The following is a 14,649-nucleotide window of genomic DNA, read 5'->3' as shown; positions in this document are numbered from 1 at the left end:
GATGGAACTATTCGTCCGCTTAAGCCACCATGGCATCAAGGACGCGAGCGGTGTATTCCGGGGCTGACGACGATAACGACCATCAATAACTCGCTGAAAAATAGAGCGTCGAGGTGACTTCCATGGTTTTTTGGATAGCGGCTGCGGTTGGATTGGCGATCGCTTATCTCCTTGGTTCCACACCCACGGGCTATCTGGCGGGCAAAATGCTCAAGGGCATCGACATTCGAGAGCATGGCTCCAAATCCACAGGAGCAACGAACGTATTGCGAACGCTCGGCAAATGGCCTGCATTGGCGGTGCTCCTGATCGATGTGCTGAAAGGTGTCGGAGCAGTTATCTTTGCCCGCTGGTTTTATCCTTGGTTCTCGACAGTCTCTTCGGACACGCCACCGACGGCGCTTGATCTGCAAAACTCGATGCCTTGGGCTGTTTGCCTGGCGGGACTTGCCGTGTTGTTAGGGCATGGCCGTTCGGTTTGGCTGAATTTAACAGGGGGCAAGTCGGCTGCAACGGGACTCGGCGTGTTGCTGGCGATGTCATGGCCCATAGGTTTAGGTGCTGCGATGGTTTTTGGAGTTGCGTTGACGGCGTTCCGGATTGTTTCCCTGAGTTCGATGCTGGCGGCATTAACGGCCATCGCTCTCGTCTGCGGCTTGGAGCAGCCGCTGCCTTATCGGCTACTGGTGATCACAGGCGGCATTTACGTGATTGTGCGCCATCGCGCCAACATTCGGCGACTGCTGGCGGGGACGGAACCGCGTCTGGGCAAGGTTGCCTAGAATCCAAAACGCAACGAATGCACGGCCTGCTGCTAGAGGAAGCAGGATTTCAATCCTGCCGGACGATGGCGCCGATGACATTGACCAGAAGGCGCGCGGCGGTCAGGGCTGACAGACCATCAACGTCTGCGGGAGGATAGAGTTCGACAAGGTCGAATCCCGCAATCTCAGCCCGCTTGCCGAGGCCGGCAATCAGATCGATCACCTCCGTATAAGTGAGGCCGCCAGCGGTACGCGCCGCCACGCCCGGCATGATACTGGGATCGATGCTGTCACAATCGAGGGTGACGACGACCCGGGCTCCTTCCGGAATATACTGAAGAGCGGCCTCGACGCCTCGAGCTTGGATCTCGCGGGCGGTCACGAAGCGGCTGCCATAGCGCTGCGCCGCCTCGATGTCGGCGAGGCGCGCACTGCCGACGCTGCGCAGGCCGACCTGCACCATACCGGCGACATGCGGCATCTCGCTTGCCCGACGCATCGGACTTGAATAGCCGTAGCGTTCACCATGCACTTCGTCGCGCCAGTCGATATGGGCATCGATCTGCAGGACCCAGACAGGCCCTTGATCGGCAAAGCCGGCAAGGAAGGGAATGGTCACGGAACAGTCGCCACCGAGCAGGATCGGTACCGCCTGCAAAGCCAGCACCTCGCGCGTCTTCGCCTCGATACGGCCCCGGTTGCCGGGATTGTCATGCAGGATGGTCTGGATGTCGCCGGCATCGATGCATGAGACCGGCCCGCCGTCGAACAGCGGGCCGCCGAGATCGAAATCCCAGTGCTCAAGGAGTGGTGCATCGTCCTGGCTCGCCGCGCGGATGGCACCAGCGGCCAGGGCGTAGCCGCTGCTGTTCTTGCCGGGATAGGTGCTGCCATGGGCGGCTGCAAAGATCACCGCACGGGGCAAACGTCCATTGGGGAGGCGATCGGGAAGGCCGAGAAAGGAAAGCGGAGCTGTCATTTCCTGATGGTCCTGATGATGTCTGGCTGAAACTGTCGTGCCGAGGGTTTACGGTTGGGATGAAATTGGGGGCTGACCTGTTTAATCCCTTTGGACGTTTTTGAGAACTTTTTGGAAAAACTTAAGTACGACGCTCCCCTCTGTCCTGCAGAATTCATCCTCTTTGACGTCGAGGCTCCCGGAGCCTCAAAGCCTATGGTCTGACGAGGATAATCTGCATGACTGCCGAAAGCATCACATCACCGCACGCGGACCGCATTCCATGGGCGGCGATGACGGGCATTATCGCCACCGTCACGGTGTTCGCCGTGGCCCAGGGACTGACCTATCCGCTGCTCAGTTTTATCCTGGAGCGACAGGGAACGACATCCGGGCTGATTGGCCTGTCGGCGGCGATGACGCCGCTGGGTTTCATTGTGTCGGCCCCCTTCATTCCGGCGCTTTCGCGGCGCGTGGGCGGAGCGCGGCTGGCGATCCTGTGTTCGATCCTCGCCGCCCTCACGCTGATCGCGATCGCCTGGAAACAGGACGTCTGGGCCTGGATACCGCTGCGCTTCCTGCTCGGCTTCTTCGCCAATCCGCTCTACGTGATCAGCGAAACCTGGCTGATCTCCATCACGCCAGCACCACGCCGAGGCCGCATCATGGGCCTCTATTCATCGATCGTTTCGGGTGGCTTCGCCATTGGCCCGCTGTCGCTCGGCCTCGCCGGCACTGAGGGTTGGCCGCCCTTCATGATCGGCATCGCCGCCTTCCTCCTCTGCGGCCTGATCGTGCTTGCGGTCGCCCCGCGCCTGCCCGCCACGCCTGAGGAAGGCAAGGCAACATCCGTCGGCGGCTTCTTCGCACTGGCGCCGCTGCTGTTGTTTGCGGTTTTCGCGGCGGCCGCCTTTGAGCAGATCCTGCTTTCGCTGTTTGCGGTCTATGGCGCCGCCCTGGGCAGCGGCGAGGAGCGTATCGCTTCGCTGATCACCTGCTTCATCGCAGGCAATGCCGCGCTGCAGATCCTGCTCGGGCGCGTGGCCGAGCGGTTCGGGTCGACACGGACCATGTTGCTTTGCGTCCTGACTTGCCTGGCCAGTTGCCTCTTGCTGCCGCTCGTCTTCGATGCGTGGCTCATCTGGCCGCTGGTTTTCACCTGGGGCGGCGTCTCGTTCGGGATCTATACCCTGTCGCTGATCCAGCTCGGCGAGCGTTTCACCGGCCAGGCCTTGATCGCCGGTAACGCCGCCTTCGCCTTGGTATGGGGCATCGGCGGCATCGTGGGCTCGCCCGCGACAGGACTGGCGATGCAACGGATTGGCCATCAGGGGCTGCCATCGTCGCTCGCCCTGCTCAGCTGCATATTGGCGGTGCTTCTGATCGCGGAAAGGCGACGGGGCTGAGCGAGCCACTGGGTTTGACACAAATGCGGGCTTGGCGTCTCACAAGCAGCCCGGTTTTGCGATGGCTCACCTGCACTCAATTTAGCAGGTTGAGCAAATATATAACACGTTATATAACCATCGATACAAATGGGGGAATGGCATGGTCGAGGATGTGGTCCGAACGCTCGGGTTTCTGTGCATGGGCAGCCGTCTGAGGCGCATCGGCGAGAGGTTGCAGGCAGATACGCAGCAGATCATCGACGAGATCGGCCTTGGCATCCAGGCGGGCCAATACCCATTCCTGGCGGCGATCGACCGGGCCGGCCCGCTGACGGTCGGCGAGCTGGCGCAGGCAGTGGGCATTACCCAGCCGGGCGCCACGAGGACCACCGGCCAGCTTCTCGAACTCGGTTTCGTCGACATGCAGCCGGCGCCGGATGATCAGCGCCGCCGATTGGTCTCGCTGACCGACAAGGGCCAGGAACTCATCGACTATTCGAAGATATCGGTCTGGCCGCGTGTCGCGGCAGCCGTCGCCGATCTCTGCGGCGATCTCGACGGGCCGATTCTCGAACAGCTCGCCGCCATCGAGGACGGGCTTGCAGAGGCGCCGCTGGCACAGCGGAGCCCCGCCAAGGAGAAAACACGATGAAACATGTTCTCGACCGTCCAATCTGGAGCGCGCTGGAGAGCGCGCACTCCCATCTTGCGGAAGGCAATGAAAATGCGCGGCGATACCCGCCGTCGATCGTCCCCTTCGCGGCGTCTGCCGACGACAGGCCGGAGAGCCTCGACGCGCTGGAGGCGCTGCCGGCGTCGGAGGAGAGCATGATCCTCGTTGAAGCCGGACCGATCGTCATCCCAGCGGGGCTAGCCGTCGTCGCCGAGGCATCGGTGGTGCAGATGGTTGCCGAGCGGCCTCAAGGGCGAATTTCGGATTCTCGCATCGAGCCGCTGACGGAGGCGGACGCCGCCGACATGCTGGCCTTGGCGACATTGACCAAACCCGGGCCGTTCACGCTGCGGGCCCAGAGCCTCGGCAGCTTCTGGGGGATCAGAAGCGAAGGCCGCCTGGTGGCGATGGCCGGTCAGCGAATGCGGCAGACCGGCTTCATCGAGCTCAGCGGGCTTTGCACCCATCCCGATTTCCAGGGGCGCGGTTTCGGCACCCTGCTTTTCCGTTTCGTTGCCGGCGAAATCGCATCCAGCGGCGACACGGCCTATCTGCATGCCTATGCGGCGAATATCTCGGCCATTTCCCTCTACAAAACGCAGGGTTTTACTCTTCGCTCGGAGATGAACATGCGCGTGGTCAAACGCCGTTCCTGAGCGGTGTTCCCTTCCTATCGTACCGCCGCCGGCAGCACTTCGAATTTCCAGAACTTTTCCGGGCCGAAATAGGCCGTGGAAAACGCGCGGATATCGCCGGCGGTGACCTTGTCGTAGCCGCCGAGACTATCGCGTATCCGGTCTAAACGACGCGAATCCGTCTGAGCATGGTGCAGATATGAGAGCCAATATTCATTGCTCTGCTGCTGATGCTTCAATGTCTCAATGATGGGTTCCCGGGCGCGCGCAAGCTCGTCCGGGGAGACCTCCTGCGATCTGAGATCATTGGCGATCTCGTCGACAAGGGCGTAAAAGCGCGCGACCTTTTCCGGGCCTGTCTCGACGTAGAAATAGGCGTAGCCATAGCCAGGGACTTCCCTTGACAGGTCGACGTCGCCCTGCACGGCATAGCTTGCGCCTTCTGCAATGCGAAACTGGTCGATCAGCCTGTTCTGGAAAATCTGCACGGCGACATTGGCGGTGAAGGAGCGCGGCAGATCGGAGAGCAGATCGCCGATGGGAGCTCCAACGACGGCGGCGGCATTGTCTGCCCTGCCGCTATGGGCCTGCAAAACGGGCTTTACGGTCGTCGCCGGAAAACGCACCTCGTCCCGATCGGTGCTCGACGCCGTCTCCGGGCGCGGCGGCAAAGCGCCAAAGGTTTCAGCCGTCAGCCCGATTGCGTCGTCCACCGTTACGTCGCCGACGATGGTGATGTCGATCGGGCCATTGGAAACCATCGGCCGGAACAGCGCCTCGAAATCGTCCGGCTTGGCGGCGGACAATTGCGCGCGGTCGGGGAAGGTCCAGCGCGGATCGCCGGAATGCACGAGACCTGCGAAAGCGCGGCTGACAACGCCGCCGGGCGACGCGTCATACTGATCGAGGCCACTCAAATAGGCCTGCTGCACACGCTTGAACGCCTCGGGACGGTAGGCTGGATCGGAGGTGTAGGCGGTCATCAGCTGCAGCTGCGTCGCAAGATCTTCCGTCCGTGTCCGACCGTCGAACCTGAAGGAGCTGTCGCCGACCGAGAAGTCGACGCCGACGATGTTGGCGGTCAGCGCTTTCTGTATATCCTCGTAATCCATGGCCTTCACGCCGGACAGCACGACGGCCGGAGATGCCCAGGTCGCGAGGGAACGGTCGCGCGGCAAATCCAGCCGACCGCGGCCGATATCTTCGCGCACCAGCACTTCGTTGGCACGCAGCTTGGTTGGCTTGACGGTCAGCCGCACGCCATTGGAAAAGCGCACCATGGTCAAGCCAAGATCTTCGACGGCGCGGCGTTCGACCACTGCGCCCGGCTCGCCGAAATGGGTGTAGGGCCAGGCGACGTCAGCAGCACCGGATGGCGCCGAGACGTCAATGGCATTCGAAGCGTCATAGACTTGCCGAACCGTGTCGGCTCCGCCCTGCGGTGATTGGGGCGTCTGCAGCACGACCTGCGGACCGTTGCCGGAGAAAGCACGCTGAAGGGCTTGATTGACCTCGGCCATCGTGACGCCCTTCGTTATCGTCTCGAACAGCGAGAGGTCTTCGGCAGGCGAGGTGAAGACTTGATCGTCGTCGACGCTGCCAGCCAGCGCCGAGGCGATGTCGATGGTCGCGCGCGTCGCGGCTCCGTCTGCGGCAGCTTGCAGAGCCAAGCGATATTCGCGGATTTCGCGATCGATCTCCGCCTTTTCAACGCCGAATTTTTGGATACGACGCTGTTCCTGGTCGATGGCCGTGAGCGCCGCCTGCCATTTGTCCGCCTCGGAATTTGCCGAGACCAGGACGACATGCGCGGAATCGAGGAGATCCTGCGAGCCGACGCCCGCGCTGATGAAAGGGGCATCCGCCTTGCTGGCGATAGCGCTCACCCGCCGTTTGAGCACCAGCAGCCCGAGATCCTCAATAAGCTCGGCGCGGCGCCTGGCAGAGGTATCAGGCGCGGCGTCATAGGGACGCGTCCAGGCGACCTGTATGCTCGTCATGCCGCCGGGAACAGTGATCACCTCGGCACTTTCGCCTTTCGCCGCCAGTGTGCCAAGATCCGGTTTTGCCGGCGCCGGCCCCACGGCCTTCCAGTCGCCGAAGCGCTGCCGGATTTCGGTTTCCATGGCGGCCGGGTCGATATCGCCCACTACGATCAACGTTGCCCGATCGGGTCGGTAGTTGGCCCGGTAATAATCACGGACGAGGTCTACCGGCGCATTGCTGATGATGTCGGCTTTGCCGATCGGCACGCGCATGGTCGCGCGCTGGCCGGCGAGCAACGAATTCATGATTCCGAGCGCTGCGCGAGACTGCGGTGTATCGCGCAGCCGCTCTTCCGACAGGATGACGCCGCGTTCGCGATCGAAAGCTCCGGCATCGAGGGTCAGCTCGCTCGCCGTTTCCCGCATCAGCATCAGGCCCGTCGAAACTGTGTCCGCATCGACCTCGGGCAGATCGAGCGCATAGACAGTCTCGTCATAAGAGGTATGGGCGTTGGTGTCCGGTCCAAAGGCCAGGCCCTTGCGCTGCAAGATACGGATCATCTCCCCTTCGGCGACATGCGTCGAACCCTTGAAGGCCATGTGCTCGAGAAAATGCGCCAGACCCTGCTGGTTGTCGTTTTCCTCGAGCGAGCCGGCGCCGATGCGAAAGCGGATCGCGGCCTGTCCGGGCGGCGTGACGTTGCGCATGATCGCAAACCGCATGCCGTTGGCGAGCGTGCCGAAATGCACGCCAGTCTCGGCTTGCAGGTCGCTTTGCGTTTGCGGCCAAGGCTCGGATGGGGTGTCCGCATAGGCTGGCAACGCGAAGTTTGCAGCAAGGCAGACCGCCGCGAGAAACCACCGCGCCGTGGAGCATTCCATTTGTTTGTGAGACATTCTTGTCCAGGTGATGAGCAGGAAAAGCGTAGATGGCGTCGATTCGACTATTCCACAGGTTGCATTTCGCATCAACGTCCATGTGCGCGAATGGATAAGAAGGAGACAATTCCGGCCGAGCGTCAGACCAATGTCATTGAACCCACTTAAAGGATTGCGCCTTGATGAGGTTACCAGGAGGCGCTTTCATGGCGACGTTGGAGCAGGTCGCATTCCGGGCAGGCTGCTCGCTGGCGACCGCAAGCCGTGTTCTCAACCGCAACGGACCGGCGAGCGACCTGATGGTGCGCAAAGTGCGCCGTGCGGCCGCCGAACTCGGTTATCACTCCGCCGGCAGGCTTGGCCGCAGGCCCGTGGTCGGCGTGCTGATCCCGAGCATCACCAATCCGGTCTTTGCCTCGTCGTTGTCGAGCATCCAGAACCGCATGCTGGTGGCCGGCCACGGCGTCTTGATCGCCCAGTCGAATTACGATCCGGCGCGCGAGGCCGATGCCGTGGCAGCCCTCCTGAACGACCGGCCGACCGGGCTGATCCTCACCGTCTGCGATCCCTCGACCAGCCAGGCGCTGCTTGCCAGGCTGCCGCCGACCGTGCTGCTCAACAACCTGCCGACGGCGCAATTTCCGGCGGCTGTCACCGCCGACAATCGCGGCGCCGGCCGCGAGATCACGGCGTTCCTGATCGGCATGGGTCATCGCCGCATTCTGTTTCTTTCCGGCAATTTCGCTGCCTCCGACCGCGCACATCTTCGCTACCGGGGTTATCTCGACGCCATGGCCGAGAGCGGGCTGACAGCGCTCGATGTGATGCAGATCCCCTTCGTCAACGGTTTTGACCAGCTCGATCTCGGCATGTCGATGAACTCGCTTGCGCCGACGGCGATCATCGCCTCGAACGATCTTCTGGCGCTCGGCGTCATCGGCGCGCTGAAGCGCGAAGGGCTCTCGGTGCCGGGCGATGTTTCGGTCGCCGGCTTCGACGGCATCGCCATCGGCCGGCTGATCGATCCGCCGCTGACGACGATCGAAATGCCGGATGCCAGCATGGGGGCGACGGCCGCCTCGCTGCTCCTCGACATGGCGGAGAATGCCGCCCCTGCCCGTCATCTCGACGTCGCCTATACGCTACGCCGCGGCGGCACGGTGCGCGCCATCTGAGAAGCTAGGGAAAAGAAGAGGCCGCCACGCGCTCGGCATGGCGACCCCTGCCCTATGCCTGGTGAGATAGGAGATCAGCTGCGCGGCAGCATGTCCTCGACGTCAGCGGCCGCGTCGTCGAGCGCTTCCTTCGGCTCGGCCGACTGGTCGACGATGCGCGACAGGTTGTCGACGATCGTCTGCGTGACCTTGACGCCGTTCGAGCCGGGGAAGGCATACCAGGGGATCATCACCGGCATCTGGCTGAGGCCGGCCTGGAACAGCGGGTTCTGCTTGTAGAAATCGCCGAGATATTCGGGTGACTTCGCGGCAAGCTCATTGTTCGGAACATAACCGGTGCCAGGCACGACGACGGAAGCACCGTAGGGGCCGGCGGCGAATTTAGCGAACTTCCAGGCAGCATCCTGCTTGGCGGCGTCATGCGTCAGGATGACGACGGCGTTGCCGCCCGTCGGCAGGCGGCCGTTCACCGAATCGATCAGCGGGATCCTGGCAGTGCGCAGATCGAACTTGTTGCCGACATTCTTGATCGTGTTGCGCAGCGCGCCCGTCGTCTGGAATTCGAAACCGACCTTGCCGGCTGCGAAAGCCTGTTCGCCTGCGGGCTTGGTGAAGACAGGCATGCCGCCCTCGGTGACCAAGCGATGCAGGACTTCGACGGCCTTCTGACCTTCCGGACCGTTGAAGGCAACCTTGCTTTCGTCATCGCTCAGCATCTTGCCGCCGGCGCCGAAGAGGAGAGCCGAAAACATCCAGTCGTCGCCCTGCCAGCGGAAATCGATGCCGTCGACACCGTTGCCGAGCGCCTTGATCTTGCCGCCGAGCGCGATGACCTCATCCCAGGTCTTCGGCGGATTGTCGGGGTTACCGCCAGCCGCCTTCACGAGATCGGCGTTGTAATACATGATCGGGTTGGAGGTCGCGAAAGCCAGCCCCACCTGCTTGCCCTTGACTTGGGCGAGCTTGAGGATCGTGTCGGAGAAGCCTTGCTCGGCCATGTTGCCGTCCTTCTTGACGAGCGGACCGAGGTCGACGGCGACGTCGCGTTCGTCAAGCATGCGCAGGCGGTTGAGGCCGATGAAGGTGATATCGGGCATTTCGCTGGTGCCGACCTGACGAAGGATCGTCTGGATGCCTTCTTCATAGGTGGCCGAGGGGCTGGCGAACTGGATCTTGATATCGGGGTTTTCTACCATGAATTTCTTCGAGATCGTGTCCATCACGTCCTTGAAGAAGCCCGGCATCGGGTAGTGAACCGTCAGCGTCGTCTCGGCATGCGCGGGAAGCGCGATTGCCAAGGATACGGCCGCTGCGGCGAGAATCTGGGTGATATGTTTCATCGCTCGTTCTCCTGGGTTGAAACCGGTCAGCCTTTGAGTCCGGTCATGGTGATGCCCTCGACGAAACGCTTCTGCGCAAGCAGGAAGGCGGCGACGAGGGGAAGGGTAATCATGAGGGTCGCCGCCATCAGTGCGCCGTAGTCGTCGCCGGCCTCTGCGGCGCGGAAATACATCAGGCCCAGCGGCGGCGTGGCGTAGTCCTGCTTGCTGATGACGATCAGCGGCCAGTAGAGATCGTTCCAATGGGCAACGACCGAGAAGATGGCAAAGGCGGTGACCGCCGGCCAGGCATTCGGCACGATGACGCGGGCAACGATCCCGATTTCCGACATGCCGTCGAGACGGGCGGCATGGATGAGATCATCCGGCATGGCGCGGAAGAACTGCAGGAACATGAAGATCGCGAAGACCGAAATGGTGAAGGGCGCGACCAGGGCGGCATAGCTGTTGAGCAGCGAAGCGCGGTCGAAGGCGACATAGAGCGGCAGCGCGGTCGCATGGATCGGCACCAGCAGGCCGAGCATGACCAGCACCATCATGGCGCGGGCGGCACCAAAGCGCAGCTTCGCCATGGCGTAGGCGCAGGGGATCGCCACCAGCACCTGGAAGAAGAAGATCAGCCCGCAGACGACGACGCCGTTCCACAAGAGCCGCGCCATCGGCACCCGGCTCAAAGCCTTGGCAAAATTCTCGACATAGGTGAGATGCGCCGGGATGAGCGATAGCGACGAGGTGAAGATATCGCTCTGTGCCTTGCCAGCCGTCGAGATCATGAAGGCGTAGGGCGACAGAAAGACGATCGCGCCCAGTGAGAGCAGGGTCAGGCGGATGATCCTGCCGAGGGAAAAAGCGCTGGTCATCATGTGTAATGCACCCGGCGATCGAGGACGCGATACTGCAGGAACATCAGCACCACCAGGATCAGCAGGAAGACCACCGTCATCGCCGAGGCATACCCAACGCGCAGATAGACGAAGCCTTCCTGGTAGATGGTAAAGAGCAGCACTTCCGACGCCTTATTGGGGCCGCCGTCGGTCAGGGTCTTGACCGTCTCAAAGACCTTGACCGCATTGGTGATGCTGATGGTGATGACGAAGAGCGTCGTCGGCCCGAGCATCGGCCAGGTCACCAGCAGGAAGCGGTCGAAGGAGGATCTGGCGCCATCCACTTCGGCGGCGGCGTAAAGCTCACGCGGGATCGCCGTCAGTCCGGCCAGGAACAGCACCATGTTGAAGCCGGCCGATTGCCAGACGCCGATGATCGAGAGGCTGTAAAGCACGGTGCCGGAGCTGCCCAACCAGTTCGGACCGGGAAGCCCGACAAGGGCCAGCAGCGCATTGATCGGGCCGATTGTGGGGTGGAACATATATTGCCAGACGGTCGCCATGGCGACGATCAGCGAGGCGACCGGCAGGAAATAGGCGGTGCGGAAGAAGCTGCGCGCCGCGGTTTCGCTCTCGATCAGCATGGCAATGCCGAGGCCGAGAAGGATCGAGACGGGGGCGACGATCGCCGTATAGACCGTCGTATTCCACAGCGACTTGCGAAAGGTGCGGTCGGTGATCAGGTGCGCATAATTCTCGAAGCCGACGAAACGGAACTTGCCGAAGCCGAGTTCGAAATCGGTGAAGCCGAGCACGATCACAGATGCAACCGGCAAGAGCACGAAGAGGAACAGCAGGATCATCGCCGGCAGCACCAGCATCCAGGCGATCTGGGCCTCGCTGCGCCGATGCGCAGCGGCGGAATCATGCGGCGCAGCCATCGAGACGACGCTAGCCATGCGCCCTCTCCCATTGAGAGTGGCCCGCCATCAGCCCGGCATCGGCGGAGCCGAGCCCGGCATCGGCAGAGCCGAGCCCGGCATCACCTGCGGTGAGCCCGGCATCACCCGTGGCAACGCTGCCGGCCAGCCGGCTGCCATCCTCGGCAAAGATCAGCGTCCGGCCGGGCGAGAGCCGCAGCCCGACGGCATCACCGGCGGCAAGGCCTGCGGCTTCGGACGGTTGAACCTTGGCGATGATGGTCTCGCTGATCGCTTCGAGCCGGCAATGGAGGATGACTTCGGAGCCCAGGAATTCGACGCGTTCGATCCGGGCGGCAAGTCCATCATGCCGGCTCCTGGACAGAAAGACGAATTCGGGGCGAATGGCGATCGTGACCGGCATCTTCCTGTCCGGCGCATTGTCGAGCATAAGCCGCAGGCCGCCGCAGAGAATGACGCCGCCTTCGGCAAAGGCCGGCAGCAGATTGATGCGCGGCTGGCCGATGAAGCGGGCGACTTCGATATGGGCGGGATCGTCGTAGATGACTTCGGGGCTTGCTATCTGCAGCAATTTTCCGCCCATCATCACAGCGACACGGTCGGCCATCGACAGCGCTTCCGCCTGATCGTGGGTGACATAGAGCGTCGGCACGCCGGCTCGGCGATGCAGGTCGACGATCTCGCCGCGGGCGTGGACGCGCAGATTGGCGTCGAGGTTGGACAGCGGCTCGTCCATCAGGAAGATGTTCGGCTGGCGCACCATGGCGCGGGCAAGCGCCACGCGCTGACGCTGGCCGCCGGACATCTGGCCGGGCTTGCGGTCGAGAAGGTGGTCGATCTTCAGCGACGTCGCCATCTCCCTGACGTCGCGGGCGATCTTCACGCGGGTGGCGCGCTGGCCGGGCATCAGCGAGCCGATGAAGGGCAGCCGCTGCATCCTCGACAGCCGGCGCATCGCCAGAGGCACGGCGATATTCTCAGACGCCGTCAGATGTGGATAGAGCGCGTAGGACTGAAAGACCATGGCGATGTTGCGGTCGGCGGCTGCGACGCCGGACATGTCGCGCCCGCCGATCAGGATCTCGCCGCGGTCGGCATGGTCGAGGCCGGCCAGAACGCGCAGCAGCGTGCTCTTGCCGCAGCCGGAGGGGCCGACTAGCGCGATGAATTCGCCGGCCGCAATATCCAGGCTGACGCCATCGAGGATCTGGTTGCCGGCGAAAGCCTTGGTGATGCCGCGAAGCGAGAGCGCGCTCATTCGACCGGTTCCCGCTGCTTGACCGCCTGGGGATACACCTCATGCACGACGTCGTCGAGCACATGGGCGGTCATGCCGGGAACGGCGACAATCGTGCTTTCGACTGAAGTATCGAACTCATGGATGACGGCGCCGATCAGACGTTCACCCGGCATCTCCCGCTCCATCTTGTCGATGATGAAGGCGGCCGACGGACCCCATGTCAGCTGGGTGTTGTTAAAGCGCCCCTGCCAAGCCCAGTGGAGATGGCCGCTCGCAAACAGTGCCACGTCATGGGAAGCGATGAGATCATAGAGCCGCCGACGCTGGACCGGGCGAACGCTCCAATAGCCGGTATCGCCCTCGTCGGGCGCATCGACGAACAGCGGCTTGTGCGCAAACAGCGCCACGCGCCGCCCTGCCCTGTCGGAAAGCGCCTGATCGAGCCATTCGAACTGGGCCTCCTCCTCGTCATCCTCATGGCCGAGAAGCAGCGCGTTCAAGCCGATGAAACGCCAGCCGGCCGCATCCTCCAGCCAGCGGTCGGGGCCAGCAAGGCTGCGCCAGCGGGCGAGCCGCTCGGCATTGACCGGCTGGTCCGATCCTTGGAGATGGCCGACATCGTGATTACCGGGGACGATCAGCATCGGGATCGACACCTGGCGCATCAGGTCCATCGAGAAGGTGATGTCGGCGTCCTTGTCGGCGCCGTCGACGGTGAGATCGCCGGTATGGACGATCAGGTCGGCGCCGGTCTCTTCGATCCAGCTCAGAAGCGGCGCCCAGTTGCCGTTGAAATGCGGCTTGTCGGGACTGAAATGGGTGTCGGTGATCTGAATGATTTTCATGTCTGAATCATCTTCATGGGCGCATCTCCGAGACGTCGGAAGCGCGTCACCCGCGCTTCCTTCTCGGGCCCTCTCTAGAAGGCTCCCATGTCAATCAGACATCTGCTGTTTTCAGCTGTTTTTCAGTTTTGACATCAATTTGTCATGCAAGAAAAAGCTGCCCGCAGGAACCGGGGCAGCCTTGGCCAGCATTTGGGATTGAGATTGCGGTGAAATCAATGCCGTGGTGCGTTGGCTGGGATGGACGATACCGTTGCCGAGACAGGGTCGCTTGCAGGGAAGCTGTCTTCAAGGCCCTCGTTCAACTCCTCCTCCAGCGTCTCGCTGTCCCCAGCCGAACGCGCGCTCGGCTGGCCGATCAGACCCTTGCTGCCTTCGTCAAAATTGCCGTTGCTCAAGGCATCGTAACGGTTGATGCTGCCGTCCGGCTCGCTGCCGGCAAAGCTGGTCAGCTGAACCATCATGACCTTGGCGTGGTCGACCGCCGTCGCATCATCAAGCTCGCCATGGGAGTTGTCGATTTTGACGGAAATCGATTCTCCGCCTTCGCCCAAGAATTCGACGGTGAAGATGTCGCCGGCCTGTGTCACTCGCGTATCGATCAACTGCATCGGAACCTCCTGTGTTCATTGACATCAACGGCGATCAACATCCGGAGTTCCATGGGCCAATCATTTCAACGTCAGGTCAACGTCAGGCGATGACTGGTTCTCGCCTGGCGATTATGGTTAATTTATTAATAATTCGGGTTTTATAAATGGAACGAAGCGGCCTTTCCGAGTGTTGATGCCGCGCCGTGGAGGAACCCCAATGATCCTGAAAATCCTTGCCCCCAAAATCGACGCCGATTGCCATGACACCGGCACCTGGCCCGATGGGATCTTCGCCGAAAACCGGATCGATCTTTCCGTTCGCCGCGACGGCCGTCGTCGCTCGCCGCATGAGCGCGACTACGGCAATGACAGGAAACTGGAAAATCTGCCGCTCGGCTTTGCTTGACCG

14 protein-coding genes are annotated in these 14,649 nt (G+C 62.2%); 6 read left to right on the top strand and 8 right to left on the bottom strand.

Annotated elements, in window-relative coordinates; all coding sequences use genetic code 11:
• Positions 1 to 122: 122 nt before the first annotated feature.
• Positions 123 to 782 (top strand): glycerol-3-phosphate 1-O-acyltransferase PlsY, encoded by a 660-nt coding sequence (gene plsY, locus EEQ99_RS30180; protein ID WP_097544269.1) that lies wholly within the window; start codon positions 123 to 125, stop codon positions 780 to 782.
• A 49-nt stretch (positions 783 to 831) separates the two neighbouring features.
• On the opposite strand, the gene EEQ99_RS30175 is transcribed toward plsY, so the two are convergent.
• Positions 832 to 1,743 (bottom strand): agmatinase, encoded by a 912-nt coding sequence (locus EEQ99_RS30175; RefSeq protein ID WP_097544268.1) that lies wholly within the window; start codon positions 1,741 to 1,743, stop codon positions 832 to 834.
• A gap of 218 nt (positions 1,744 to 1,961) precedes the next feature.
• Here EEQ99_RS30175 and EEQ99_RS30170 point away from each other — a divergent pair, with 218 nt between their 5' ends.
• The 3 genes from EEQ99_RS30170 (at position 1,962) to EEQ99_RS30160 (ending at position 4,439) form a co-directional block, all read left to right on the top strand.
• On the top strand, positions 1,962 to 3,128 hold the full coding sequence (locus tag EEQ99_RS30170; RefSeq protein WP_063475591.1) for an MFS transporter: 1,167 nt from the start codon (positions 1,962 to 1,964) through the stop codon (positions 3,126 to 3,128).
• A 142-nt stretch (positions 3,129 to 3,270) separates the two neighbouring features.
• Entirely contained in the window at positions 3,271 to 3,762 is a 492-nt protein-coding gene (locus tag EEQ99_RS30165; protein ID WP_063475590.1) for a MarR family winged helix-turn-helix transcriptional regulator, read from the top strand.
• Positions 3,759 to 4,439, top strand: a complete 681-nt coding sequence (locus tag EEQ99_RS30160; RefSeq protein WP_063475589.1) for a GNAT family N-acetyltransferase — start codon at positions 3,759 to 3,761, stop codon at positions 4,437 to 4,439. The genes EEQ99_RS30165 and EEQ99_RS30160 overlap by 4 nt, the downstream gene beginning before the upstream one ends.
• 14 nt (positions 4,440 to 4,453) lie before the next feature.
• Here the strand turns inward: EEQ99_RS30160 and EEQ99_RS30155 are convergent, their stop codons facing one another.
• Positions 4,454 to 7,372, bottom strand: a complete 2,919-nt coding sequence (locus EEQ99_RS30155) for a M16 family metallopeptidase (protein WP_127431590.1) — start codon at positions 7,370 to 7,372, stop codon at positions 4,454 to 4,456.
• Positions 7,373 to 7,488: 116 nt separating this feature from the next.
• Here EEQ99_RS30155 and EEQ99_RS30150 point away from each other — a divergent pair, with 116 nt between their 5' ends.
• Positions 7,489 to 8,457, top strand: a complete 969-nt coding sequence (locus EEQ99_RS30150) for a substrate-binding domain-containing protein (RefSeq protein WP_127431589.1) — start codon at positions 7,489 to 7,491, stop codon at positions 8,455 to 8,457.
• A gap of 74 nt (positions 8,458 to 8,531) precedes the next feature.
• On the opposite strand, the gene EEQ99_RS30145 is transcribed toward EEQ99_RS30150, so the two are convergent.
• From EEQ99_RS30145 to EEQ99_RS30120, 6 genes are all read right to left on the bottom strand, one after another.
• Positions 8,532 to 9,797, bottom strand: coding sequence for an ABC transporter substrate-binding protein (locus EEQ99_RS30145; protein WP_063475587.1), 1,266 nt, complete (start codon positions 9,795 to 9,797; stop codon positions 8,532 to 8,534).
• A gap of 26 nt (positions 9,798 to 9,823) precedes the next feature.
• Positions 9,824 to 10,660 carry a carbohydrate ABC transporter permease gene (locus EEQ99_RS30140; protein ID WP_063475586.1) on the bottom strand — a complete coding sequence of 279 codons (837 nt, stop codon included), beginning with the start codon at positions 10,658 to 10,660 and terminating at the stop codon, positions 9,824 to 9,826.
• Positions 10,657 to 11,562, bottom strand: coding sequence for a carbohydrate ABC transporter permease (locus EEQ99_RS30135; RefSeq protein WP_373289175.1), 906 nt, complete (start codon positions 11,560 to 11,562; stop codon positions 10,657 to 10,659). Before EEQ99_RS30135 ends, EEQ99_RS30140 begins: the two co-directional genes overlap by 4 nt.
• A 10-nt stretch (positions 11,563 to 11,572) precedes the next feature.
• Positions 11,573 to 12,820 carry an ABC transporter ATP-binding protein gene (locus EEQ99_RS30130; protein WP_097544263.1) on the bottom strand — a complete coding sequence of 416 codons (1,248 nt, stop codon included), beginning with the start codon at positions 12,818 to 12,820 and terminating at the stop codon, positions 11,573 to 11,575.
• Positions 12,817 to 13,647 (bottom strand): metallophosphoesterase family protein, encoded by an 831-nt coding sequence (locus EEQ99_RS30125; RefSeq protein ID WP_097544262.1) that lies wholly within the window; start codon positions 13,645 to 13,647, stop codon positions 12,817 to 12,819. The genes EEQ99_RS30130 and EEQ99_RS30125 overlap by 4 nt, the downstream gene beginning before the upstream one ends.
• Before the next feature lie 215 nt (positions 13,648 to 13,862).
• Positions 13,863 to 14,258, bottom strand: a complete 396-nt coding sequence (locus EEQ99_RS30120) for a hypothetical protein (protein ID WP_097544261.1) — start codon at positions 14,256 to 14,258, stop codon at positions 13,863 to 13,865.
• Positions 14,259 to 14,457: 199 nt separating this feature from the next.
• Between EEQ99_RS30120 and EEQ99_RS30115 the strand changes: the two genes are divergently transcribed.
• Complete coding sequence (locus EEQ99_RS30115; RefSeq protein WP_047615152.1) at positions 14,458 to 14,646, top strand: hypothetical protein; 189 nt, start codon at positions 14,458 to 14,460, stop codon at positions 14,644 to 14,646.
• The last annotated feature ends 3 nt before the right edge of the window (positions 14,647 to 14,649 follow it).

Source organism: Rhizobium anhuiense (assembly GCF_003985145.1).
Classification (GTDB): Bacteria; Pseudomonadota; Alphaproteobacteria; order Rhizobiales; family Rhizobiaceae; genus Rhizobium; species Rhizobium anhuiense.
Note: the sequence above shows the minus strand (reverse complement) of the source record. Positions and strands in the feature narration are given on the sequence as shown.

Bases quoted from the DNA above. Each gene is read 5' to 3' on its own strand.
- EEQ99_RS30115 (WP_047615152.1), top strand. From the start codon at position 14,458: ATGATCCTGAAAATCCTTGCCCCCAAAATCGACGCCGATTGCCATGAC.
- EEQ99_RS30135 (WP_373289175.1), bottom strand. From the start codon at position 11,562: ATGGCTGCGCCGCATGATTCCGCCGCTGCGCATCGGCGCAGCGAGGCC.
- EEQ99_RS30125 (WP_097544262.1), bottom strand. From the start codon at position 13,647: ATGAAAATCATTCAGATCACCGACACCCATTTCAGTCCCGACAAGCCG.
- EEQ99_RS30145 (WP_063475587.1), bottom strand. From the start codon at position 9,797: ATGAAACATATCACCCAGATTCTCGCCGCAGCGGCCGTATCCTTGGCA.
- EEQ99_RS30155 (WP_127431590.1), bottom strand. From the start codon at position 7,372: ATGCGAAATGCAACCTGTGGAATAGTCGAATCGACGCCATCTACGCTT.
- EEQ99_RS30160 (WP_063475589.1), top strand. From the start codon at position 3,759: ATGAAACATGTTCTCGACCGTCCAATCTGGAGCGCGCTGGAGAGCGCG.
- EEQ99_RS30130 (WP_097544263.1), bottom strand. From the start codon at position 12,820: ATGAGCGCGCTCTCGCTTCGCGGCATCACCAAGGCTTTCGCCGGCAAC.
- plsY (WP_097544269.1), top strand. From the start codon at position 123: ATGGTTTTTTGGATAGCGGCTGCGGTTGGATTGGCGATCGCTTATCTC.
- EEQ99_RS30170 (WP_063475591.1), top strand. From the start codon at position 1,962: ATGACTGCCGAAAGCATCACATCACCGCACGCGGACCGCATTCCATGG.
- EEQ99_RS30120 (WP_097544261.1), bottom strand. From the start codon at position 14,258: ATGCAGTTGATCGATACGCGAGTGACACAGGCCGGCGACATCTTCACC.
- EEQ99_RS30175 (WP_097544268.1), bottom strand. From the start codon at position 1,743: ATGACAGCTCCGCTTTCCTTTCTCGGCCTTCCCGATCGCCTCCCCAAT.
- EEQ99_RS30150 (WP_127431589.1), top strand. From the start codon at position 7,489: ATGGCGACGTTGGAGCAGGTCGCATTCCGGGCAGGCTGCTCGCTGGCG.
- EEQ99_RS30140 (WP_063475586.1), bottom strand. From the start codon at position 10,660: ATGATGACCAGCGCTTTTTCCCTCGGCAGGATCATCCGCCTGACCCTG.
- EEQ99_RS30165 (WP_063475590.1), top strand. From the start codon at position 3,271: ATGGTCGAGGATGTGGTCCGAACGCTCGGGTTTCTGTGCATGGGCAGC.